Raw genomic sequence first — 21,177 nt, forward strand, 5'->3', positions numbered from 1 at the left:
ATCATGAAGCGTGACTGTGGGCCAAGAACCGACTTTTTGGCCCACTTTGTTGTTGAGTGGGGGTGCGGCGGTGTTCATCTATGTGTGCTGTGCAGGGGGCGGGAGCTCGAGCCTGTTTTGCGCCAGGATCACGCAGGCGATCAAAGCAACTGACGAGAATCTGACGGCGTGTTTCGTTGACCTGACGACGGTGCGTGCGGCCCCCTTGGCGTACGCGACGCAAGCGGACCTGATCTTCGTGTACGGACCGGCTGGGGCGATCCGCCCGGCAGAGGCCTTCGACTATGGGAGCCTGTTCGATGTCGTGTTCGTCGCCCCTCAGGTCCGGTACCTGCTTCCGCAGATCCAGCGGTGTTTGGCCGACTATCCGACTGTGGTCACCGCGCTCGACAGCCAGGTGTTCGGCATGATGGATGGGGCGCGCGGGCGCAGCACACTGCTTGAGCAGCTGATGGTGTTGGATTGGCAGCGCGGCTATGCATCTGGGCGGGCGTTGACGACCAAGCGCGGGGACAAATCCTTGGAGGTGCTGGTCTACGGCGCGAGCCGCAGTGATCGGGCGATCCAAGAACTGGTCGCCGCGCTTGCGGCGCAGGGGATCCGGTGCGTACAGGAGCGCTTCGCGTTGGACCGGCTGTACGACCGGACTTTCACCACGCCCTTCGAGGTCCGATTGTTGTTCGGCGCAGAGGTGACCGCGCGGACGGCGGCCAAGGTCGCACGCCGCATCGACGGTGTGCTCCGGTTCACCACCACGCCGACCGCATCGGCGCGACCGCATTGGGACACTGAGTACCGGATCCCGGTCGTTCGGTTAGACGCCCGACTGTTGGCCCGGCGCGGGGACCGGACCGTTTTGGTCGACCAGGTGCTCGCGTTCCTGCAGACAGTGGATGCGGTCGCGCAGGGGACCCAAAGCGTGTCAGTCGCGCATTTTGAGACCGCCCCACCGCCGCGTCCGACCAAGACGCTGCTGGGGCTTTTGACCTATCGTTGAATGGAGGCCCGGCCGTGCGCGGGCCTTTTTGGTCGGATCAGTGGCGCGCGCCACCTCCAAATAACCTCAGATCACGCATTTGGGTGTCAGATCTGAGGGGAGCGTGTCGTAGTATGGGGTGAAAGGGGGGGGGCGGGATGGATGACGACGAGATCGTTGCGCGGCTCAAAGCGCAGGACGAGCGCGCCTTTGACGGATTGATCGATCGCTACGGGGCCTTTATCCGGCAGGTCATCTGGCACCAGGTGCGCTCGGAGGCGATGCGGGCGTATACCGAAGACATCGAAAACCGGGTGTACTACAAAGTCTGGGCGAACGCGGCGCAGTTCGATCCCGCGCGTGGCCAGTTCAAGCAGTGGCTCGGGTCGCTGGTCAAGCACCAGACGATCGACTACGTGCGCGGGTTGAAGGGGACGCTGGCGACACTGGACATCGATAATATCGCGCTTGCTGCCCCGGAGCCGGCGGCCGATGTCTCACTGACGCAGTATTTTGCGGTGCTGAGTCCTACCGAAAAGCAGGTCTTCGAGCTGTTCTTCGCCGATGGCCGAACGCCGGAGGAGATCAGCCAGCAACTCAAGATGCGCGTGGCCGCGGTCTACAAACACTTGTCCCGCGGGCGCGCCAAGATCAGGAGGTGGTTCTGATGCCGAGCACAACGAATCCGTTCATCCGCGTCGTCAACGGAATGAATGGGCTACCGCAGCGACCGTTGGCGCAGACGCCGATGACGTTTCGGCAGAAACTGTACCGCAAGCGGATGGCGGCGTTAACGGTGACGATGCACCAAGTGCTCGAGCAGGTGGGCGCACTGCTCGAGCCAGGGGAGACGCTGGTGAATATGCTGCCGATGACTAACGAGGCCAATAGCGCGGCGGCGACGGATGGCCTCATGGGGATGTACGGCGTCAAAACCGAGCAGGCGCGCGATTACGTGACGACGCAGGCGAGCCTGCGGGGGAACCGGTTGATGGTGTTTACGGACCGGCGGATCATCTTCTTCATCGTGATCGAGTTTCTGGATGACTCGCAGGCGTACTACAGCTATCCGTATTCGGCGCTCGACTGGGTGATGCTTCGTGCCGACCCGGCGCCCGGCGCCGCCGGACAGGCGATGATCAACCCCTACACGTTAGACTTCGAAACGGCAGACCGGCACGTGTTCACCGAGTTCCTGACGCCCGAGAACGCCCAGATGTTCAAGGAGAACCTCCTGCGGATCCCGGCGATGGCCAACATCCGGTTGAGTGATCACGTGCACCGGCGGCGGCGCTGGGATCAATTTGCCAGCAACCTGGACTTTCAGCTGGCCTTCGCGTCCAAGGGCTTCTGGCTCTTGCTCGTGTTCTTCATCCTCGTCGCGATATGGGGCTATCTGGCCCACTAGTACCACCCAAAAAAGCGCTGCGCGCACGCCTTTAAGGCATGCGCGCAGCGCTTTGTGCGCTCACTGGACTTGTTGGATCGTGATCGGGACAGATTCTGGCACGCGCGGTCGTAGCGTCGCCATCAGTGATTGCAGATCGGTTTTGAACGTCAGGCGGATGAACCCGCGTGGGCTGCGGCCGAACACGGCGACGACCAGTTCTCGACCGTTGGGCAGGGCCAGCGGAGTGAGCGAGATCGCGGTCATTTTTTGGTACGGCAGGACGCGGCGCACCATGCCGACTGAGACGACGGCGGTCTTGGCGAGACCGGAAGTCCCGGACATCACGGTCAGCGTGATGAAGGCGGCGAAGAATACCACCATCAGGATGCTCGGCGTGCCGGTCGCGAGGAACCAGAAGGCGAACAGCGCGGCCATCACGACCTGGAAGCCGGCGTAGTTCCCGCGCAGGTCGATCTGGGCCTGCCAGTAGAGGTTATACACGCCTAGTGCGAGCAAGGCGGCATCGAGGGACAGGAGAAAAAGGGTCAATTCAGTCACGCTTTCTTGTCAGGAGTATCAGATGCAGTGGTCGGCGCCCCTGTCGGCGTCGGGCTGGTCGGGGCGGCTGCTTCGTCATAGAGCCCAGAGACTTGCTGGTACCACTTGAATAAGCGTACCACAACGATGCGAAGAACGGCAAAGCCTGGGATCCCCAAGATGACCCCGATAAGGCCGAACATATTGCCCGCCGTCAGCAGCACGACGACGATCGTGATCGGGTGCATCTCCAGCTTGCTCCCCATTACGAACGGGGAGATCAGCTGTGTTTCCAGTAGCCATTCGACGAAGAAGACCACGATCACCATAATGAACATCCGCGGGCTGGTGATCAGCCCAGTGATCAGGGCGGGGACCATCGCCAAGGCGGAGCCGAAGTACGGGATCAGGTTGAGCGGTGCGGCGATCAGGCCAAGCACCAAGGCGAAGCGAAGCCCGATCAGGGAATAGCCGATCATGAAGATGATCCCCACGGCGATCGCCACGGTGATCTGGCCTTGGACGTAGGAGCCGACCTTCTCATTCATCTCGTGGAGCATCTGCTTGACGCTCTTACGCAGCTTGACCGGGACGACATGCAGGAGCAGCGCCGGGAACTTGTCGCCGTCTTTGAGCATGAAGAACAAGATGATCGGCGCGGTCCCGACGGTGACGACGACATTGCCGACCACGCCGACGAGGTTCTGGATCTGGGCGACCGTCCCAGAGACGATCAGACCTTCCTTGCCGGAGATCGAGGACATGATCTCGTTACCCAGCTGGTTCAGGTCCTTTTGGGCGATCAGGTCCTGGTTGGCGTTCAGGTCCGTGACCCACTGCGTGAAGCTTGCCCAGGTCTCCGGCCAAGTGTTGATCAGGCTGGTCACCTGACGTTCGATCGGCGGGACCAGCTTGAGTACGGCGAAGACCAGCAGGCCGAGCACCCCGATGAAGACGAGCGCGATGGCGAGATTGCGGTGCAGGCCGTGGCGCGTCAGCCAGTTAACGATCGGGTTCAGCAGGTAAAACAGGATCCCGGCGAACACGAACGGCGGTGCGACGATGCCGAGGAAGTTACCGACCGGCTGGAAGACCCAAGCGATCTTGGTGAAGACCCAGATGATCACCAGCGCCAGTAGAACGTTGAACGCAGCAATCGCGAACTTGTTGTTCAAGAAGTGGCGGTAGAACCATGAGTTTTTGTTATTCATAGGAAGCCTCCTGGTTGTTCTCCCTTCAATGATACCCAAAAGAACGGGGGAAAGCGAATCCGGCGCAGGACCGATTTGTGTCGCCGACAGGGCGTGGTTTGTATCGACCTATCACCAAACGCCGGCGTCACGGCATTGTTTGTAAATTCAATGTAAAAAAGGCTTTTACAAAGAGATGGTTTTCGCGTATACTGACTTCAAGAAATCACGTGTAGGAGGCGAAGAACATGATGATCCTCAAATGGGGCTTGCGCGCGCTGATCGTCGCAACGGTCGGCCTGCTGCTGGTCGACACGTTCGTCGGCATCGGGCTGATGGCGGTCGATATCTTGGTCGGCGTCTTCTACGAGATGAAGCGCTCCGCCTGCGACCGTCGGCAGATGAAACACATCCCGGTGATCCACCGCGTCTGATGCGCAGGCCCATCGCTGAAGGCGTTGCGACCGTCGCGAGTCTAGCCCAGCGTATACGCATGTCCCCCGACCAAACCGGCGCAGTTCAGGTTTGGTCGGGGGACATGTTTATCTTGCGTGCTTGGCGCGGTCGACCCGGTGCCGCTTGCTTGAATGTCATTAGGCCCAACTGGGCGATTTTTGTCGGCAGACTTCTCGTGAAAAAGTTGCAAACAAACGTTCTCTTTGGTATGCTAGGGACAGAAAAAATTGAAATGGCGGTGATTCCATGCCTTCCCAAGCCAGTCAGAAGCGGTGGAAGCAGATCTTGACCACGATCCATGAATCGATCGATACACGCGGCTACCCACCGACCGTGCGTGAGATCGGCAAGGCGGTGGGGCTCAGCTCCTCAAGCACCGTTGCGGCCTACCTCGACCGCCTATTAGACGCGGGGTTGATCGCTAAAGATCCGTCCAAGCCGCGGACCCTTGAGATCACGAAGGCCGGGCGTGACTTCATTGGCGTCGGTGAAGCTGGGATCCCGATCGTTGGGACCGTTGCGGCCGGGGTGCCGATCACGGCGATCGAGAACATTGAAGACTATTTCCCGATCCCCGATGAGCTGGCCTACGATGCCGATGACCTGTTCATGCTGCGCGTGCAAGGGAATTCCATGATCAAGATGGGGATCTTGAATGGAGACCAGATCATCGTCAAGCAGCAGGAAACGGCTGAGAACGGGCAGATCGTCGTCGCGATGACCGAAGACGGTGAAGCAACGGTCAAGCGCTTCTTCAAGGAGCGCGACGGCGTGCGTCTGCACCCTGAAAATGACGAGATGGCGGATATGTACTTTGACTCTGTTGTGATCTTAGGGGTCGTGCTGAGCCTGTATCGTCCAGTCTTAGTCTGAGTCACTGACCGGGCCACATCGTTGTGATGTGGCCCGGTTTAGTCTTTTGGATGTGATCGGAGGTGCTGAGATGAATTACGTCGACTCGATCCGCCAGCTGGTCGGGCATACGCCGCTGATCCTGGCTGGTAGCTGTGGCGTCTTGGTCGATCCGACCGGCCGCCTGCTGTTGCAACACCGGAATGAACCAGAAGCGCGCTGGGGCTTGCTCGGGGGCTTGATGGAGCTCGGTGAATCGACCGCGCAGACCCTGATCCGTGAGGTGCACGAAGAAAGTGGGCTCCGGTTGGACCCGGCAGCGTTGACGTTGCTCGGGGTCTACTCTGGCATGGGGCCGCGCACGGCCCCGAACGGGGACGTGTTTTACAGCGTGATCACCGCCTACATCGTGCGGAACGTGACCGCACAGCCGGTGGTCGCCGATGCAGAGACCCTGGCCTTCGCTTGGTTCGCCCCGGCCGACCTACCGCGTCCGCTGGCCGATGCTCACCGCTTAGTGTTGGCGGATTACTTGAAGCAGTTGTAAGACGAGGGGGTTGTGACATAACCCCTGGTGGCACGACTATTCCAGAACGTTACGTGCCATAACGCAACGCCCTTTCTAACGCATGTCTGCCTGTAACTCACTGCGTTCGAACGGGCAGCGCAAGCCGTATAAGAGAGACCCCCTGCAAAACCTAAGTTCGGGTTTTGCAGGGGGTCTCTCTTATACTCTGGGCTAAAACCGCGTTATGGCACAGCCCCCTGCTTGTCACTGGATGGTGCGACGGTCGTCGTTGCGCACGCGCTTGAAAGTCGGGCCGTCGGGGAGCTGGCGGATCTTGGTCGCGCTGAGCTTCTCGAACTGAAGGGTACTGCCGGCCGCATTGGGCTGAGCAGTGCCGCTCAAGGTGTAGGTGGACCCGCTGGTGGTCAGCGTGGCATTGAAGATCCCCTCGGCGGCAGAGGTGAAGTCGGCACCGGGTTCTCGGCGCTGGATGTCAAAGATGTAGCCGGTAGTGTCCGCGGAGAACTGGAGCACCTCGTTATGGTCAGCCTGGTTGACGAAGTAGTGGCCGACCAGGTCGTCGACTGCCGCCGTCGTATTCGGGGCGTGCGGTGCACGTGACTGGCGACTGACGTGCGTCGTGGTGCTTGAGGGACTGACGTGATGTGCCGTGGGGGTCTGACGCATGGCAGGGGCCAGTGCGTGGCAGCCACTCAACAGCAGGATGGTCAGGAGCAGGAGACTTTTTTTCATGGGTTCACCCGAGGTGTTGAACGGCGACCATCAGCAGCGGGATGACGAGCGTCGCCATCAGGGTGGTTGCGGTGACAGTGATCGCGGCGTTGGCGGCATCGGCGCCGTAGAGTTTCGCCACGACCGGTGCGTTGGTCATCACCGGCATCGCGGACTGGAGAATGAAGACCTGCTTCATCATCACCGGAACCGGTGCGGCGGCGACTAAGGCCGTCATGATCAGCGGTGCAGCGATGAAGCGCCCGGCGCAGACTCCGAGGAGCTCGCGGTCGATGCGAATGTTGGTCAAGCCGGCCTGGTGCATCGCGATGCCGATGAAAAACATCGAGCCGGGAATGGTCAGATCGCCGATGTAGGTGAGGTCTGCGAGGACGAAAGCCGGCAGGCGCACGGGTAGTAAGACGAGCACGACGCCGACGATGAATCCGAGCAGCGGCGGCGAGAAGACTTTGCCAAGCGCTGCTCGCCACTGAAACCGAGCGGGGTGTGGGCCGTCGCCTTGGATTAGGTAAACGCCTAACGTCCAGAAGATCGTCGTGTTGGCCATGTAGTAGACCAGCACGTACGGCAAGCTCCTGGCGCCGAACAGCGCCATATTGACCGGCAGGCCGATGAAGACTGTGTTGGAGTTGAAAAACATCGACTCGAACAGACCACGGTGGGCGGCCTGCACGCGCAACAGCCGTGCAACCCCGATCGACAAGCCGAACAGAAGCGCCATGGAGAGTAGCGGGAAGCGCAGGTCGGGCAGCAGTTGCCGCAGTTCGTGAGCGGTGAACTTCGTGCTGATCGTCACCACCATATACGCCGGCAGGGCGACTTGCGTGACGACTTTCGCGATGATCTGACTGGTGCGATCGGTGAACCACCCGATCGCGGTCAGCCAGTAGCCGAGCGCGACGAGCAGTAGGATCTCAGCCACGCCGGCGAGACTGGAAAATAAAACAGTCAAGACAATGCTCCTTTGGCCGGAATCCGCTCAGTTGACGTGGATCCCGGCCAGTGTAATCAGGGTCTGGATCAAGATATCCGTGGGGGCGATCGGCCAAGTCGCGGTCGGTACAGCCATCGCTGGGGCGGCTAAGGTGATGGTAGCGCCGCGATATTGCGCGAGGAAGCGGTCGTAGTAACCGCCGCCAAACCCTAGGCGCGCGTGCGTGTCCAGGGCGTACGCGATGCCAGGCACGATCACCAAGTCGACTTGCTGATCGACGGCCGCCGCATCGTAAGCGGGCTCCGGGATCCCGTATGGGCTGGTGATGCGCGCCGCTGGCCCGGGGTCGGGTAAGAAGGCCATCTGGCGGTGCGGCATCGTTTTGGGCAGATAGACGCGCTTGCCCGCGGCCACCGCGGCGGCGATCACCGGGGCGGTCGGCACCTCGATCGGACTGCTGACTGTGGTGGCGATGGTCGCCGCGGTCTGCCACTGAGGGGTGGTCATCAACCACTCGAGCAGGCGTGGTCCAGCTGCTTGCGTCTCGGCTTGCGCAGCCTTGAGGCGGGCCAGTTGCGCTTGGCGGATCGTCGGTTTGGCCATCATGCCCCCAACTTCTGGCGCAGGTAAGCCGCCAACACGGTCGCGTTATTCGTCGTCTCGTCCTTGGCCCCGAACAACAGGAGCACGCGCGCGGCGTCGAGTGCCTCGAGGTGGGTGATGAAGGCCGGGGTGGCCGGGTTGGCGTCGAGTTCTTGGGTGTAGCGCTGGGTGAACTCAGCAGCCTTGGCCTCATCGTGGCCGAACCACTTGCGGAGCTCAGTTGATGGGGCGATGTCTTTGGCCCACTCGTCTAGGGCCGCATTGACCTTACTGATGCCGCGGGGCCAGACGCGATCGACAAGCAGTCGATACCCCGTGGGTTGTGTGTGTGCGTAGATCCGGACAGGAATGAACTCCATACGAAACACCTCCTGCCTCGATTAAAGCAGTGTGGTCACGCGGCGTCAAGTCGACGTCAGATGACGGCGCTTTCGTGGACGCACGCAGGCGCAGTTGGCTACAATCGAGGAAGGAGGTGATGTCGATGCATCAGAGATATCCGCTGGCCAACGGAGGGCACTGGCACTGCTATGAATCGGCCAGCGAAGCGGAGGTGCTGGCGCTGCAAGCCGATCACGCGATCCCGACGGCGTGGTTGCGTGCCGCACTCGACCCGCATGAAGATCCGCATGTGGAGGGCCTACATGGTGATGAGATCGCGCCGTTGCTGATCATCTTGCGCTTGCCGCTTGAAGCGACCAGCGCAACGGGTGATGCAGGGTTTGAGACCGCGCCACTGGCATTGGTCTTGAGCGACGCGGATCTGATCACGATCACCGCCAAGCCCCTGCGGCTCAAAAACGCTTTTTTGCAGGCGCTCGACGATGCAGACACGGCGAGCGGCTTGGCGTTAGGGATGATCTGGCACGTGTTGCACCAGTTCGTGCTAGACACCGATACCATGGCGGCACGCACACAGGAGATGGAGGTGCGCGTCGGCCACTCGTCACACAACACGTTGCTCTATGAGATCATGACGCTGGGCAAGAGCCTGGTGTACTTCACGGCGGCACTGGCCCGGAGCCGGGAGGTCGTGGCGGCGTTGCAGGATTCGCCGCGCTATTTTACGCACCAACAAGACGCTTGGCGCCTGCGTCGAGTCGAGGTGGAGGTGGGGGAGGCCCAGACGCTGGCGCAAAGCACCGAGGCGATCCTTGACCAGTACAACACCGCGATCTCCAGTGTGGTCGCCAACAACCTGAACCTGATCATGAAGGTCCTGACCTCGGTGTCGATCATCATGACGATCCCGACTATCGTCTCCGGTCTGTGGGGCCAAAACACGTGGCTACCGTTCCAAGAACCGATCTGGGGTTTCTGGGCCACACTGGTGATCACCGCCTTGCTGTGTGCCGGGACCGCTTGGTGGTTGAAACGCAAGGATTACTTCTGAATTGCCGCGGCGTCGCCGGCTTGTGGACGAGCGGGCTCAGGGGCGGGTCATCGCCAGTGGGTCGACCCATTGCGCGTATTGGGCGGCGGTGACCTGCCCAGACGCCAACGCGGCGTCGCGCAGGCTCAGGCCGTCTTGCTGGGCGACTTGGGCGATCTTGGCGCTGGCTTCGTAGCCGATGTGCGGTGATAGCGCCGTGACCAGCATCAACGACTGATCCACTAAGGCGCGCATACGAGTCGGATCGGCGGTCAGGCCCGTGACAAGCAGACGGTCGAACTGGGCGATCCCGCCGGCCAGTAAGTCGCAGCTTTCGAGGAACGCGGCAATGATCACAGGTTTGTAGACATTGAGCTCGAAGTTGCCTTGGCTCGCAGCAACGCCGATCGTGACATCGTTGCCCAACACGCGAGTGGCGATCATGGTCACGGCCTCGGCTTGCGTCGGGTTGACCTTGCCCGGCATGATCGAGCTACCGGGTTCGTTGGCCGGGATACGCAACTCGCCGTAGCCACCACGCGGGCCGCTGGCGAGAAACCGGATATCGTTGGCGACCTTGAGCAGGTCGGCGGCGACCGTCTTCAGTGCGCCGTGCATGCTCGTCAGCTCGCTGTGGCTGGCCAGACCGTGGAATTTGTTCGGCATGCTGGTGAACGGCAGGCCGACCTGAGCGGCGATCGCGGTGACCATCGCTTGGGTCTGCGCAGGGGTCGTGTTCAGGCCAGTGCCGACCGCAGTTCCCCCTAAGGCGAGTGCGAGTAGCTGCGGTTGGAGGGTGGCTAGGGTCTGCTCACCTTGCGCGAGGCTGGCACGCCAGCCTGAGACCTCCTGACCGAATGTCAAGGGCGTCGCGTCTTGCAAGTGCGTGCGGCCGAGTTTGACCGTGTTCGCGTAAGTGGCTTCCTTCTCCGCGAGCGTCTCATCGAGGTGACGCAGGGCGTCGCGCACCGCCGTCACCGCAGGGTAAGCCGCCAGGTGCATCGCGGTCGGAAAGGTGTCGTTGCTAGATTGACCGCAGTTCACGTGGTCGTTCGGCAACACCGGCGCGCCAAGTAAGGCGCTCGCGCGGTAGGCGAGCACCTCGTTGACATTCATGTTCGTCTGCGTGCCGCTGCCAGTCTGATAGACATGAAGGGGAAAATGCGCCATCAGGTCAGCTGCCGGGAGGGCCAAAAGCGCGTCCGCTGCGGCATCGATCGCCGTTGCCACCGGCGCTGGTAAGGCCCCGGTCTCCCCGTTGACCTGTGCGGCCGCGCGCTTGATCGTGATCAGCGCGCGGATCACAGCCACCGGCATTAAGGGGCCGACGGTGAAGTTGTGGCGCGAGCGCTCGGTCTGGGGGCCCCACCAGACATCATCGGGTAACGTTACAGGGCCGAGGGAATCGTGTTCGATGCGCATATCAGTTCTCCTTTGTTGAGGTCAAGATCGTGGTCAGCTGTGTCAACGTGGGGCTGGGAGCCAGCGTCTGGCTTGTCACCAGCTGCATGTGAAACACGGGCTGACCCGGGTCGCTCAGCCGGCGGGTGACCAGTGCGTCGCTCGGGGTGATGGCGATCTGGGCGAGCAAGGCGAGGCCGACTCGAGCCTGGACCATCTGCTTGAGCAGCGTCACGTCAGGCGTGCGGTACACGCTTCGCGGGCGCACGCCCGACTGACGGGTGAGCCATGTCAACGCTTGGGTGTGCACGAAGCCTTCGCTGAGCGTGACGAACGGTTCGGCTGCGAGGTCTGCGAAGTGTAGGGGTGTCCGCTTAGACAGAGGGTGATCGGGGGCCATCACGAGCACGAATGGCACTTGCGCCAGTGGCGTCACGCGGGCCCCAGGGACCTGAAGTGGCGCCGTCGAGCCCAGTAGCGCCAGGTCGAGCTGGCCGGCGCGGAGGTCTGCCAGCAGCTGGTCAGACCCGGCTTCGTGCGGCTGAAGCCGGGTCATCAAGCCGGCCGCCAAAAGCTGGGCCGCCAGCCGGGGGAATAGGACACTGCCGATGATCGGCGGCAGACCGAACTGCAACTTCGCCGCTTCGGCCCGGGCCAGCTCGGCCTCTGCCGCCGTGAGCTGCTGGATGATCACCTGCACGCGCGCAGCAAGCTGCTGGCCAGCCGGCGTCACGCTGATGCCGGCATGGCTCTGGTCGCGGTCGATCAGGGTCACGCCGTAATGCCGCTCCAGGCGCTTGAGTGCCATCGTGATGGTCGGTTGCGTCACGCCGAAGTGGGCGGCAACTTGCGAGAAGCTTTTGATGGTGCACAGTTCAGCGAAGTATTCCAGGTCCCGGGTGTTCATCGTGTCCTCCTCTTACTCATATAAACGTAGCGTATCACAAATACGCCGTTTGACTATCTTTTTTTGCCCGCGGTAAGCTGGAACCATTAATCGATCGGGAGGCGCCACATGCACATCACACCGCAACAGTTGCTTCATGACCCGTTTTTGAACAAAGGAACTGCCTTTACCCAGGCCGAACGCGATCGGTATGGGCTCAACGGCTTGTTGCCACCAGCGATCCAGACGCTCGACCAGCAGGTGCGCCAGGCGTACGCACAGTATCAACGCAAAGCCAACGCCCTAGAGAAGCGGCTGTTTTTGATGCAGTTGTTCAACGTCAATCACGTCTTGTTCTACAAGCTGTTCTCGGCACACCTCAGTGAGTTCATGCCGGTCGTCTATGATCCGACCATTGCGGAGACAATCGAGCAGTACAGTGCGCTGTTCATCGAGCCCCAAAATGCGACCTACCTGAGGATCACCGACACGGCGGACTTTCAGACCGTGCTGCGCCATGCGGCTAACGGGCGCGATATCCGCCTGCTGGTCGTTACCGACGCCGAAGGGATCCTGGGGATCGGTGACTGGGGCACGCAAGGGGTCGACATCGCGGTGGGCAAGCTGATGGTCTACACGGCCGCAGCCGGTATCGACCCGTCGCAGGTGCTGCCGGTCGTGCTGGACGTCGGGACGACGAACCAGACGCTTTTGGCTGACGAGCTGTACCTTGGGTTGCGTCAGCCGCGAGTGTCCGGCGCCGCATACCGGGCCTTTGTCGACCGGTTCGTTGAGGCCGCGACCGCGGTGTTCCCGCACCTTTACCTGCACTGGGAGGACTTTGGGCGAGCCAACGCGGCGGCACTGCTCGAGCAGTACCGGGGGCAGTTGACGACCTTCAACGATGATATTCAAGGCACGGGGATCATCGTTCTGGCCGGCCTGTTCGGCGCGCTGAGCATTTCGGGTCAGGCCTTGGCCGATCAAGTCTACTTGTGCTTCGGCGCCGGGACTGCAGGCGCTGGGATCGTCGCCCGCATCTATGCGGCATTCCTACAGACGGGGATGGCACCGGCTGAGGCCAAGCAGCATTTTTACCTTGTCGACAAGCAGGGGCTGCTGTTTGAAGACGACCCGAGCCTGACACCGGCCCAGCGACCGTTTGCCCGCAAGCGGACAGAATTCAGCGCGCCAGACACGCTGACGTCGCTGGAGGCAGTGGTCGAAGCTGTTCACCCGACGGTGCTGGTCGGCACCTCGACGCAGCCCGGCGCCTTCACGGAAAAAGCGATCCGTGAGATGGCGGCGCATACCGCAAGGCCGGTGATTTTCCCCATCTCTAATCCGACCAAGCTGATCGAAGCCAGTGCCACGGACTTGATCCGCTGGACCGAGGGACGGGCGCTTGTCGCGACTGGGATCCCGTCTGCGCCGGTCACCTACAACGGGATCACTTACGAGATCGGGCAAGCCAATAACGCACTGATCTACCCCGGGCTGGGGCTGGGCACGATCGCCGTGGACAGCAGCCGGCTGTCGGATGCGATGATCGAGGCAGCTGCGCACAGCTTGAGTGGGTTGGTCGATGCTAGTGTGCCGGGCGCCCCGGTCCTGCCGCCGGTCGCGAAGCTCGATGAATTCTCCAAGACGGTGGCGATCGCAGTGGCGACTGCGGCTGTCGCCGAAGGACTGAATCGACAGCCCGTCACAGACGTTGCCGAGACAGTCTTGGCTGCGCAATGGCACCCGATCTATCAGCCACTGCCCGAGATGATCGACTGTCCTTGAGGTAGTCGCCCGATCCGCCTCAAAAGCCAACAAGACCCGAAGCACGATCGCTTCGGGTCTTGTTGGCTTTTGGGGGGCGGTGCTTAGTGGCTGTGTGCTTCGAGGTAGGCGAGCGCGGCGTCGTAGTCCGGTTCATCCGTCTGTTCAAGAACCAATTCACGGTAGACGATCTTGCCGGCCGGGTCGATGACCCAGACGCTGCGGGCATCCGTGTGATTGTCCGGGACTAGGAGCCCCAGTGCCGTCCCGAATTCGCCGGCGGCATCCGAGACAAGCTGGATGCGGTGAACGTCTTCAGCGGCGCACCAGTCCTGCTGCTGGTCGGTGGTGTTCGTCGAGACCGTGTAGAAACCGACGGTGTTGAACCCTTCCATCGCCTGGTTGAAGTTCTTGGTCGAGATGCTGCAGACCCGGGTGTTGATGTCTGGCACAACGCTGATCAGGGTGTACTGTCCGTTCAGCGCCGCGCGGGTCAGCGGCTGACCGTCAGCGGCGGTCACCGTGAAGTCTGGTAGTGTCCGGCCGATCATCGGGGGTTCACCGACCGTCTGTTGTGGGGCGCCATGACGCGTGATTTGCATAGAAACTCCTCCTTCACACTAGTTGACCCTAGTGTAACACAGTCGCGTCAGTATTTCGATTGCAGACAATTAAATTATCGTTTTGATGACAAACCGGCCAGAAGATTGAGTCGCCATGTGACAACTTGTTATAATACAGGAGTGATGACAAGACAGGAAAGGAGCTCGCGCATGGCCAAAATGGTGATCGTCTATACCTCGCAGACCGGCTTCACGCAACAATATGCGCTGCACATCGCGCGTGAGTTCCACTGCGAAGTGATCGATAGCAAGTTTATCACCGCCGCCGAACTGGCGGCGGCCAAGTTGGTCGTCTATGGGGGTCACCTATGGGGCGATAAGGTCGGGGGCTTCACGCGGTTTTATCGCCAGTATGCCGCGGTCCTGCCGGAGTACCTGCTGGTGTTTGGGACTGGGATGCTGGCTGACGAGCAGGTGAATATTGAGCGGATCCGGGCGCGCACCTTCGAGCGCTGCGCGCAGTCCCCGCAGTTCTTCTACTTTCGGGGCCGCGTCGAGCCTAAGACACTGCCGGTCCGCTTGCGGCTACTGTTTCACCTCAACCGCCAGCGGGCTGCGGCACCGGAGACGTGTGCGCCGCAGTCGGACGCGGTGCGCCCGCTTTTGCGGGCGGCCCACCAACTCGACGACCTCGGCTTGTTGAACTGATACCGCATGTGACCGGGGGCCGGGTGGGCTGCCCGGTTTTTTGGTGTGGGCACCGCACAGAAAAAGGCGCAGCCACTGGGCCTGCACCTCGCTCAAAGTTAGCCGATCTCGGCGCTCAGCGCTTCGATCTGTTGTTCAGTTTCGTCCAAGAAGTGGACCAAGTTGCGCAGTGCCTGCGGGGTGGTGATGTCGACCCCCGCGACGCGGGCTTCCTCGACTGGCGGCATGGAATCGCCCAGGGCTAGGAAAGTTTTCCAATCATCCAAGGCAGGCTGACCGAGCTCACGCACACGCAGGTAGGCGCCGGTGGACACGACCATTGCGGCGGAGTATGTGTAGGAGTACAGCCCCATATAGTAGTGCGACTGGCGCATCCAGGTCAGCTCTGGCATCCCGTCGTCAAGGTCGACTGCATCGCCCCAGAACTGATGCAGAACGCCTTTTTTGAGGGCGTTGAGCTTGGCGGCATCGAAGGACTCGCCGGCGTCGATCAGCTTGTAGACTTCGCGCTGGAACGCCGCTTCCAACAGGTGCGTGACGCAGTTGTGGAAGTAGGTATCCGACAGCAGCCGACTCAAGGCGAAGCGCTTCATGCGCGGCTCGGTGGCTTTTTCGATCAGACTGTGGGTCAGGAGCAACTCATGGAACGTCGATGGGCCTTCAACGATGTAGGTCGACGGATAGACACCGAGGATCCCGTGTGCGGCAGAGGTCAGGGCCATCTGGCCGTCGTGACCGAGCTCGTGGACGAGGGTGTAGATGGCCGGCAACGTGTCGCTCCAGCTCATCAGGACATACGGATGCACCCCATATGGCTCGGTGGCAAATGCACCGGATTCCTTGCCGGCGTTCGGGGCAAAGTCGACCCAGCGTTCGGGAAAGGCGCGCATGATCAGCTTCTGGTAGTCCGGGCCGAGTGGCGCGATCGCGTCTTCGATGTACTTCGGCGCTTGGTCAAGGGTGACCTTAGGCGCAAACTCAGGGTCGAGGTCGATCTGCAGGTCGGTGTAGCCGATGTGGTCAAGTCCCCACAGTTGCTTGATGTGGGTGACATAGCGGCGCATCACGGGGCCGAGTTCGTTCATGATCACGTCGATCTGACGGTCGAACATGTCGCGGGTGACTTCCTGCGGTGCGAGCAGGTAGTCGATCACGGAGTCATAACCGCGCATTGTCGCCAGCGTCTTTTCCTTGGCGACTTGATTGTAGTAACCGGCCGCCATCGCGTTTTGGTATTGGGCCAGCGTCTTGCAGAACTGGTGGTAGGCCGCGCGCCGCACCTTGGTGTTCGGATGCTTCTGGTATTCCTCTTCGTACAAGACGAAGGACAGTGGGTAGGTCGTGCCGTCGACCTCGAAGCTGCCGAAGTCCATGTCGGCAAAAATACTCTGGCTCCGGATGGCGCTCGGCGCGTTCAATGCGGGGCTGAGCTCGGCCAGCGCTTTTTCCGCGGCGGGGTCGAGGGCCTGGGCCTTGCCCAGCTTGATGTGGCGGATGAACGCCGCGCGATCGACGTCGCCGGCCGCTGCTTCATCCAGGATCGCATCGGACTGTTGCTGCAATTCGGCGGTAAAGAAGGTCAGCTGGCCTTCCGTTGCGGCCAGCAGGGCCTCGGTCCGGTTGGCCCGCGCGGCCGCCGCCGCGTCGGTCGTGTCCGCCGAAGCTGGCAGGGTCCCGTAGTGGGCGAGTTTATCGACGATGGCCTCGATGTTGGCGTAGTCGGCCAGTGCATCGATGATCACCGGTGCAGCGGTCAGGCGTCCTTGGTACATCCGGGTAAAATCGGCGGTGAGTGCCTTGAGTTGGCTGATCGCCGCCTCAAAGGCGGTGTCGTTCGGGTAGATCGCGGTCAGGTCCCAGGTCAGCCGTGGGTCCACTGGCGCGCGGGGCAAAGATGTAGCAGGCATAGTGATGCTCCTTTCGGTTGCGTCGGCGTCTGAACGCCGGGGATGGACTCATTATAGCAGAGTGAGAACTGCATGAGGGGACGGAGACGCAAGTTCGGGCGATAATGCGTGGGGCCACCTGGCGTGATCGAAGCGTTGGCCTGGGCCCTCGCACACTGCTTGTTATCCCGCGGGTGACGGTTGGACTCCCGGCGCTTGGATGGCCAGCGTGGTGAGCGATCATTGTGCGTCTGGTGAGAACGCGCCCAACGCCTGATGGCCTGGCGCAAGCGTACGGTAGACGCGCTGATGGCCGTCGCCGGCAAACAATGGCGGCGCCAGAGTGAGCACGTCGAGTTGACCGTTATGAATGGCCGTCGCTTGAACGTATCGGTGGGTGATCGTCGCAGTGAAGTTGACGGCGCCGTGGGTCGTCACCGCACTGTCGATACGCAGGCTCAAGGCGGCGAAGGCCGAAGTGAGCAACGGGCCGGCCTCGCTTGTGGTGTGCGGAAACTGGCCGCCAGCGAGCTTGGCCGTCGCGTGGTGAAACCCCGCGTATTCAAGTTGCGGCAGGGCGTCAGCGGGCAACCAGTTGATCGTGCAGACACCGGTGCGCTGGATCTGAGCAGCCGCGTGACCGGTCGCCCCGAGCCCGAAGCAGAACATATCACCGAGGCTGTAGCTTGAGCTACAAGTGGTGACATTGGCCCCGAACTGCGCGTCTTGGTAACCGACGAGGAAGATCGGGTAAGCGAAGTAAGTCTTAGTGGTTGTGTGATCGATCAGCATAGCGTTCCTTCTTTCTTTTTGCTAAGATAACCCCAAAACCATTCGAGTGCCATCGAAATATGGCGCTCGGGCCGAAAGAAGGAACTCGGATGCCAGAATTACCAGATGTGAGCGCACTGGCCCGGCTGCTCGCCGACCCGACGCGGGGGCGCCTCTTGGATCTCTTGATGGACGGCCAGGCGCACACGGCACTGGAGCTCGCGCGGGCTGGTGGGGTGACCCCGCAGACAGGGACTTACCACCTGCACAAGCTCGTCGAGCTAGGGGTGGTGACCACCACGTGCCAGGGACGGCACCATTACTTCATGCTGGCGGACCCGACGGTGGCGGCTGCGTTCGAGACACTGAGTGGGCTGGTGCCTGCCCGACCGGTCCAGGCACTGAGCCGCCGTCGGCCCGCCGCCGCGCTAGCGTACGCGCGGACCTGTTACGATCATCTGGCCGGGACCGTCGGTGTGGCGATCTGTGACGCGATGCAGGCGCAAGGGCTGTTGCGCGTTGTGGCGCAACGGTTCGTGTTGACCCCTGCCGGAGAGGGATGGCTCCAGCGGACGCTGGCGATCGAGCCAGCGACCTTGGCGCAGCAGTCCCGACAGCTGACCGTCCGGTGTCTGGATTGGAGCCAGCGGCGCTACCACCTCGGTGGCGCGGTCGGCCACGCGATGCTGGTCGCGCTTGAGGCGCGCGAGGTCCTCACCCGTGGCCCGGCGCGGGCGGTCTCGGTGACCCCCAGTGGCCGGCGGTGGTGCGCGACGACGCTTGGCCTGACGTTACCAGCGGCGCCGCAGTAAGAAGAACACAACAGGCCGCCGACTGGAGTCAGTCGACGGCCTGTTAGGTTAGGCATTTTCGGGTTCGAGGTAGCGGCTGGTGCGTTTTTCCAACCACCATTGCGCGCCGGTGAGAAGCGTCGTCAGCATCAGGTACAAGAAGGCGACCAGACTGTACGAGACGAGCGGGTTATAATACAGTGCGGCGAACTGCTGGCTGACTTGGAACATCTCGATGATGGTGATCCCGCTGGCCAGGCTCGTGTCCTTGATCAGACTGATGAAGCTGTTGGACAATGGCGGCAAGGCGATGCGCGCCGCCTGAGGCAGGACCACGAGGCGGAGGATCAGCGACTTGCGCATCCCAAGCGCCTTGGCGGCCTCCCACTGAGTCGTCGGCACCGAAAGGATCGCGGCGCGGATGGTCTCGGAGGCGTAAGCCCCTGTGTTGAGCGCGAAGGTCATGATCCCGGCGGTCCAAGCGTTCAGCTCGATCAGCACGTGGCCGTTGACCTTGAGGTAGGGGAGCCCGAAGAAGACCAGGAACAACTGGACGAGCAGGGGCGTCCCGCGGAATATCCAGACGTAGAACCACGTCACGCCTTTGAGTGCGCGCATCCCTGGTTTGCGGGACGGCGAGATGCGGACCAAGGCGACGAGGACGGCGAGCACTAGGCCCAGTACGAACGAGATGACGGTGATCGGGAGCGTATATTTGAGCATCGCCGCGAGCAAGTCAGGCAACGACTTGGTGACGATTTGCCATGCGGACATATGGAGCCTCCTTAATGCTTATGTATCCCGGCTGAGCCGGGCGGTGGATCAGTCGGTGATATCGCCACCGAAGTAGGTCTTTGACAACTTAGCGAGCGTCCCGTTTTGGCGAAGCTTATCGATCGCAGCGGTGACTTTCTTCTGCAGCGGGGCTTCATCTTTGCGCAACAGCCCGCGCGCCGGGTTAGCGGTGATCGCCGAACCGACTTCGATCAGCTTGATGTCCGCGTCTGGCTTTTGCTTCAAGTAAGCGTAGAAGGACGCGGCCTCGTTGACCGTCCCGTCTGCGCGCCCCTGTTCGATCAAGGCGACGGACTGGGCGAAGCCGTCGACGGGCACGATGGTCGCGCCGAGCTTCTTGACGTTCTGGGCGTTATTCGAGGTCACGCTCTGCGCCATCTGTTTGCCCTTGATGTCTTGGATCGTCTTGATCGACGTGTTGTCTTTCTTGACGGCGAGTTGGGACTTGCCAGAGGTATAGGCGCTGGTGAAGCGATACTTGGCCGCGCGCTCTGGGGTCTTGGCGACGTTGTTCAGGATCAGATCGTACTTGTTGACGTCCAGGCCGGCGATCAAGGAATCCCACTTGGTCTCGACGAACTTCACCTTGAGTCCCAGGTCAGCGGCGACCTTCTTGCCGAGTTCGACTTCGAAGCCGGTCAGCTTGCCGTCCTCGTGGTAACTGTAAGGCTGGTAGGTGCCTTCCAGGCCGATCGTCAGGGTGCCAGGCGTGACGAGCTTCAATTCGTTGGAATCACTGGTCTTGGATGTACTGCCGCAAGCCGCCAACGCCCCGAGCAGAACGACACTAGCCAGTGCAAGCAACCATTTCTTCAATGTGTTTTCCTCCCTTATGGAAAAATCAGTAACCCATATTATACACGACTTACTTTTTGTGCGCGAGTTTTTTTAACGGATTCTCATCTGGCCAAATATTTTTCTTTTAATTAACGCATAATCACGGTAAGCTTATGGGACGTAAGGGGGTTCATTATGGAAATCGACAACAACCACTTAGTGACGCGCTACTATGACTTGCAAGCCAAGAACGCCAAGGTCTTCAAGGCCGTCGAAGCCTATGTCAACACGCAGGTCGAGGCGGTCTATGACCAGCTGAAGACCCACTTCGTCGACACGGTCACCATCGACGTGGAAGTCGCATTACAGGCCGCCAAGGACGCCGGCTTTGCCGTGGATCCAGCGGAAGCCGAGATCGCCGTGACGAACTTCATCATGAAGGACCTTTCCTCGATCGGCCTCTGGGTCCTGCCAAGCAGTCAGTGTGATCCGAACACGATCGTTGCGCGCCTCAATTTCTTCAACCACTCGCGGTACTACTGAACGCTTGCCACCCCCGGCGGGTGGCTTTTTTGATGATCGGCAGCGGTGGGTAGTGAAGCGATCGAGGGCCTTCACGCAATGTGTGGTTGGCTGATCGCGTGATCGGCAGGTGTAGACGCGGTTGTGACACCCCTTCAGCTCACTTCCCTCTGTGACGCCCAGTGTGTTACAACTAGGGTAGAGGCGGGGTGGCCCGCCGCGAGTCAAGAAAGGACGTGTCGGCATGAATGAACGGCTCTTAGTGGCACTAGATGGATCGGAAGCGTCTGATCAGGCACTCGCCAAGGCAGTCGCGATCGCCCAAGCCCGTGGCTGTGGGATCGATCTTCTCCATGTGATCGACACGCGCCAGTACCACATGGGGCTGGCGTCGACGACCGGCGTGGATGGTAAGATCCTGTACAACGCCGAACAGCGCGCGGAAGCAGAGTTGACGGACATCGCGACGCCGCTGCAGGCCCAGGGACTCGATGTCGCGATCCACCTGCGCTTCGGCAGTCGGCGCAGCGTGCTCGCCTATGATGCCCCGAAGGACTACCAGACCAGTCTGATTGTCTTAGGCCGCAGCAGTAAGAAGATGGTCACACGGATGTTCATCGGTTCGGTCGCCAGCTTCGTCGTTGAAAACGCGCCGTGCGACGTCTTGATCGTCGCCAACCCGCAAGCGAATTGAATAAGACCCCAACGCGCCGCCTGCCAGAGACCTGGGAGGCGGCGC

The 21,177-nt window shown here is 61.2% G+C and carries 25 protein-coding genes; 12 read left to right on the top strand and 13 right to left on the bottom strand.

The features are described 5' to 3' along the window. Nucleotides 1-70: 70 nt before the first annotated feature. The 3 genes from HII33_RS03285 to HII33_RS03295 all read left to right on the top strand — a co-directional run bounded on the left by HII33_RS03285 (nucleotide 71) and on the right by HII33_RS03295 (nucleotide 2,384). Nucleotides 71-997, top strand: a complete 927-nt coding sequence (locus HII33_RS03285) for a PTS sugar transporter subunit IIB (protein ID WP_179394366.1) — start codon at nucleotides 71-73, stop codon at nucleotides 995-997. A gap of 137 nt (nucleotides 998-1,134) precedes the next feature. Further along, nucleotides 1,135-1,644 (top strand): RNA polymerase sigma factor, encoded by a 510-nt coding sequence (locus HII33_RS03290; protein ID WP_179394367.1) that lies wholly within the window; start codon nucleotides 1,135-1,137, stop codon nucleotides 1,642-1,644. Next, nucleotides 1,644-2,384: a hypothetical protein gene (locus HII33_RS03295; protein WP_179394368.1), complete on the top strand. Its 741-nt coding sequence runs from the start codon at nucleotides 1,644-1,646 to the stop codon at nucleotides 2,382-2,384. Before HII33_RS03290 ends, HII33_RS03295 begins: the two co-directional genes overlap by 1 nt. Nucleotides 2,385-2,444: 60 nt before the next feature. Here HII33_RS03295 and HII33_RS03300 read toward each other — a convergent pair whose 3' ends face one another. After that, entirely contained in the window at nucleotides 2,445-2,924 is a 480-nt protein-coding gene (locus tag HII33_RS03300) for a hypothetical protein (protein WP_179394369.1), read from the bottom strand. Further along, nucleotides 2,921-4,114: an AI-2E family transporter gene (locus tag HII33_RS03305; RefSeq protein WP_179394370.1), complete on the bottom strand. Its 1,194-nt coding sequence runs from the start codon at nucleotides 4,112-4,114 to the stop codon at nucleotides 2,921-2,923. Before HII33_RS03305 ends, HII33_RS03300 begins: the two co-directional genes overlap by 4 nt. A 227-nt stretch (nucleotides 4,115-4,341) precedes the next feature. Between HII33_RS03305 and HII33_RS03310 the strand changes: the two genes are divergently transcribed. The 3 genes from HII33_RS03310 (at nucleotide 4,342) to HII33_RS03320 (ending at nucleotide 5,948) form a co-directional block, all read left to right on the top strand. Next, nucleotides 4,342-4,527, top strand: coding sequence for a hypothetical protein (locus HII33_RS03310; protein ID WP_179394371.1), 186 nt, complete (start codon nucleotides 4,342-4,344; stop codon nucleotides 4,525-4,527). A 268-nt stretch (nucleotides 4,528-4,795) separates the two neighbouring features. Beyond that, the gene (gene lexA / locus HII33_RS03315) at nucleotides 4,796-5,422 is read left to right on the top strand and encodes a transcriptional repressor LexA (RefSeq protein ID WP_179394372.1); all 627 of its coding nucleotides are present in this window, start codon (nucleotides 4,796-4,798) and stop codon (nucleotides 5,420-5,422) included. A gap of 70 nt (nucleotides 5,423-5,492) precedes the next feature. Next, nucleotides 5,493-5,948 (top strand): NUDIX domain-containing protein, encoded by a 456-nt coding sequence (locus tag HII33_RS03320; RefSeq protein WP_179394373.1) that lies wholly within the window; start codon nucleotides 5,493-5,495, stop codon nucleotides 5,946-5,948. A 225-nt stretch (nucleotides 5,949-6,173) separates the two neighbouring features. Here HII33_RS03320 and HII33_RS03325 read toward each other — a convergent pair whose 3' ends face one another. The 4 genes from HII33_RS03325 to HII33_RS03340 are packed head-to-tail and all read right to left on the bottom strand — an operon-like array spanning nucleotide 6,174 to nucleotide 8,558. After that, a complete protein-coding gene (locus HII33_RS03325) occupies nucleotides 6,174-6,662 on the bottom strand; it encodes a hypothetical protein (RefSeq protein ID WP_179394374.1) in 489 nt (162 codons plus the stop codon). Between the two features lie 4 nt (nucleotides 6,663-6,666). Further along, nucleotides 6,667-7,614 (bottom strand): AEC family transporter, encoded by a 948-nt coding sequence (locus HII33_RS03330; protein WP_179394375.1) that lies wholly within the window; start codon nucleotides 7,612-7,614, stop codon nucleotides 6,667-6,669. A 27-nt stretch (nucleotides 7,615-7,641) separates the two neighbouring features. Next, nucleotides 7,642-8,202, bottom strand: coding sequence for a 5-formyltetrahydrofolate cyclo-ligase (locus HII33_RS03335; RefSeq protein WP_179394376.1), 561 nt, complete (start codon nucleotides 8,200-8,202; stop codon nucleotides 7,642-7,644). Next, nucleotides 8,199-8,558, bottom strand: coding sequence for a DUF488 domain-containing protein (locus tag HII33_RS03340; protein ID WP_179394377.1), 360 nt, complete (start codon nucleotides 8,556-8,558; stop codon nucleotides 8,199-8,201). Before HII33_RS03340 ends, HII33_RS03335 begins: the two co-directional genes overlap by 4 nt. 125 nt (nucleotides 8,559-8,683) lie before the next feature. Here HII33_RS03340 and HII33_RS03345 point away from each other — a divergent pair, with 125 nt between their 5' ends. Then, the gene (locus tag HII33_RS03345; protein WP_179394378.1) at nucleotides 8,684-9,592 is read left to right on the top strand and encodes a magnesium transporter CorA family protein; all 909 of its coding nucleotides are present in this window, start codon (nucleotides 8,684-8,686) and stop codon (nucleotides 9,590-9,592) included. A 36-nt stretch (nucleotides 9,593-9,628) separates the two neighbouring features. On the opposite strand, the gene HII33_RS03350 is transcribed toward HII33_RS03345, so the two are convergent. Beyond that, the gene (locus tag HII33_RS03350; RefSeq protein WP_179394379.1) at nucleotides 9,629-10,993 is read right to left on the bottom strand and encodes a class II fumarate hydratase; all 1,365 of its coding nucleotides are present in this window, start codon (nucleotides 10,991-10,993) and stop codon (nucleotides 9,629-9,631) included. A gap of 1 nt (nucleotide 10,994) precedes the next feature. After that, the gene (locus HII33_RS03355) at nucleotides 10,995-11,879 is read right to left on the bottom strand and encodes a LysR family transcriptional regulator (protein WP_179394380.1); all 885 of its coding nucleotides are present in this window, start codon (nucleotides 11,877-11,879) and stop codon (nucleotides 10,995-10,997) included. 108 nt (nucleotides 11,880-11,987) lie between these two features. Here HII33_RS03355 and HII33_RS03360 point away from each other — a divergent pair, with 108 nt between their 5' ends. Next, complete coding sequence (locus HII33_RS03360) at nucleotides 11,988-13,646, top strand: malolactic enzyme (RefSeq protein WP_179394381.1); 1,659 nt, start codon at nucleotides 11,988-11,990, stop codon at nucleotides 13,644-13,646. An 83-nt stretch (nucleotides 13,647-13,729) separates the two neighbouring features. Here the strand turns inward: HII33_RS03360 and HII33_RS03365 are convergent, their stop codons facing one another. Further along, nucleotides 13,730-14,227 carry a thiol peroxidase gene (locus HII33_RS03365; RefSeq protein ID WP_179394382.1) on the bottom strand — a complete coding sequence of 166 codons (498 nt, stop codon included), beginning with the start codon at nucleotides 14,225-14,227 and terminating at the stop codon, nucleotides 13,730-13,732. A 171-nt stretch (nucleotides 14,228-14,398) separates the two neighbouring features. Here HII33_RS03365 and HII33_RS03370 point away from each other — a divergent pair, with 171 nt between their 5' ends. Then, entirely contained in the window at nucleotides 14,399-14,896 is a 498-nt protein-coding gene (locus HII33_RS03370) for a flavodoxin domain-containing protein (protein ID WP_179394383.1), read from the top strand. A gap of 98 nt (nucleotides 14,897-14,994) precedes the next feature. Here the strand turns inward: HII33_RS03370 and HII33_RS03375 are convergent, their stop codons facing one another. Together HII33_RS03375 and HII33_RS03380 are read right to left on the bottom strand one after the other, a co-directional pair. Continuing rightward, entirely contained in the window at nucleotides 14,995-16,803 is a 1,809-nt protein-coding gene (locus tag HII33_RS03375) for a M3 family oligoendopeptidase (protein ID WP_179394384.1), read from the bottom strand. A gap of 219 nt (nucleotides 16,804-17,022) precedes the next feature. Then, nucleotides 17,023-17,574: a flavin reductase gene (locus HII33_RS03380; RefSeq protein ID WP_179394385.1), complete on the bottom strand. Its 552-nt coding sequence runs from the start codon at nucleotides 17,572-17,574 to the stop codon at nucleotides 17,023-17,025. An 89-nt stretch (nucleotides 17,575-17,663) separates the two neighbouring features. On the opposite strand from HII33_RS03380, the gene HII33_RS03385 reads away from it, so the two are divergent. Continuing rightward, a complete protein-coding gene (locus tag HII33_RS03385) occupies nucleotides 17,664-18,365 on the top strand; it encodes an ArsR/SmtB family transcription factor (protein WP_218841893.1) in 702 nt (233 codons plus the stop codon). Nucleotides 18,366-18,413: 48 nt separating this feature from the next. On the opposite strand, the gene HII33_RS03390 is transcribed toward HII33_RS03385, so the two are convergent. Both HII33_RS03390 and HII33_RS03395 read right to left on the bottom strand, forming a co-directional pair. Continuing rightward, the gene (locus HII33_RS03390; protein ID WP_179394387.1) at nucleotides 18,414-19,118 is read right to left on the bottom strand and encodes an amino acid ABC transporter permease; all 705 of its coding nucleotides are present in this window, start codon (nucleotides 19,116-19,118) and stop codon (nucleotides 18,414-18,416) included. 48 nt (nucleotides 19,119-19,166) lie between these two features. Further along, nucleotides 19,167-19,955, bottom strand: coding sequence for a transporter substrate-binding domain-containing protein (locus HII33_RS03395; protein ID WP_179394388.1), 789 nt, complete (start codon nucleotides 19,953-19,955; stop codon nucleotides 19,167-19,169). Between the two features lie 156 nt (nucleotides 19,956-20,111). Here HII33_RS03395 and HII33_RS03400 point away from each other — a divergent pair, with 156 nt between their 5' ends. Beyond that, nucleotides 20,112-20,459 (top strand): hypothetical protein, encoded by a 348-nt coding sequence (locus HII33_RS03400; protein WP_179394389.1) that lies wholly within the window; start codon nucleotides 20,112-20,114, stop codon nucleotides 20,457-20,459. Nucleotides 20,460-20,682: 223 nt separating this feature from the next. Then, nucleotides 20,683-21,132, top strand: coding sequence for a universal stress protein (locus tag HII33_RS03405; protein WP_179394390.1), 450 nt, complete (start codon nucleotides 20,683-20,685; stop codon nucleotides 21,130-21,132). Nucleotides 21,133-21,177: the final 45 nt, after the last annotated feature.

Source organism: Lacticaseibacillus absianus (genome assembly GCF_013407595.1).
In the GTDB taxonomy this organism is placed as follows: Bacteria; Bacillota; Bacilli; order Lactobacillales; family Lactobacillaceae; genus Lacticaseibacillus; species Lacticaseibacillus absianus.

Coding starts and splice junctions, on each gene's coding strand:
- HII33_RS03290 (WP_179394367.1), top strand. CDS start 1,135: ATGGATGACGACGAGATCGTTGCGCGGCTCAAAGCGCAGGACGAGCGC.
- HII33_RS03295 (WP_179394368.1), top strand. CDS start 1,644: ATGCCGAGCACAACGAATCCGTTCATCCGCGTCGTCAACGGAATGAAT.
- HII33_RS03305 (WP_179394370.1), bottom strand. CDS start 4,114: ATGAATAACAAAAACTCATGGTTCTACCGCCACTTCTTGAACAACAAG.
- HII33_RS03310 (WP_179394371.1), top strand. CDS start 4,342: ATGATGATCCTCAAATGGGGCTTGCGCGCGCTGATCGTCGCAACGGTC.
- lexA (WP_179394372.1), top strand. CDS start 4,796: ATGCCTTCCCAAGCCAGTCAGAAGCGGTGGAAGCAGATCTTGACCACG.
- HII33_RS03320 (WP_179394373.1), top strand. CDS start 5,493: ATGAATTACGTCGACTCGATCCGCCAGCTGGTCGGGCATACGCCGCTG.
- HII33_RS03325 (WP_179394374.1), bottom strand. CDS start 6,662: ATGAAAAAAAGTCTCCTGCTCCTGACCATCCTGCTGTTGAGTGGCTGC.
- HII33_RS03335 (WP_179394376.1), bottom strand. CDS start 8,202: ATGATGGCCAAACCGACGATCCGCCAAGCGCAACTGGCCCGCCTCAAG.
- HII33_RS03340 (WP_179394377.1), bottom strand. CDS start 8,558: ATGGAGTTCATTCCTGTCCGGATCTACGCACACACACAACCCACGGGG.
- HII33_RS03345 (WP_179394378.1), top strand. CDS start 8,684: ATGCATCAGAGATATCCGCTGGCCAACGGAGGGCACTGGCACTGCTAT.
- HII33_RS03350 (WP_179394379.1), bottom strand. CDS start 10,993: ATGCGCATCGAACACGATTCCCTCGGCCCTGTAACGTTACCCGATGAT.
- HII33_RS03355 (WP_179394380.1), bottom strand. CDS start 11,879: ATGAACACCCGGGACCTGGAATACTTCGCTGAACTGTGCACCATCAAA.
- HII33_RS03360 (WP_179394381.1), top strand. CDS start 11,988: ATGCACATCACACCGCAACAGTTGCTTCATGACCCGTTTTTGAACAAA.
- HII33_RS03365 (WP_179394382.1), bottom strand. CDS start 14,227: ATGCAAATCACGCGTCATGGCGCCCCACAACAGACGGTCGGTGAACCC.
- HII33_RS03370 (WP_179394383.1), top strand. CDS start 14,399: ATGGCCAAAATGGTGATCGTCTATACCTCGCAGACCGGCTTCACGCAA.
- HII33_RS03375 (WP_179394384.1), bottom strand. CDS start 16,803: ATGCCTGCTACATCTTTGCCCCGCGCGCCAGTGGACCCACGGCTGACC.
- HII33_RS03380 (WP_179394385.1), bottom strand. CDS start 17,574: ATGCTGATCGATCACACAACCACTAAGACTTACTTCGCTTACCCGATC.
- HII33_RS03385 (WP_218841893.1), top strand. CDS start 17,664: ATGCCAGAATTACCAGATGTGAGCGCACTGGCCCGGCTGCTCGCCGAC.
- HII33_RS03390 (WP_179394387.1), bottom strand. CDS start 19,118: ATGTCCGCATGGCAAATCGTCACCAAGTCGTTGCCTGACTTGCTCGCG.
- HII33_RS03400 (WP_179394389.1), top strand. CDS start 20,112: ATGGAAATCGACAACAACCACTTAGTGACGCGCTACTATGACTTGCAA.
- HII33_RS03405 (WP_179394390.1), top strand. CDS start 20,683: ATGAATGAACGGCTCTTAGTGGCACTAGATGGATCGGAAGCGTCTGAT.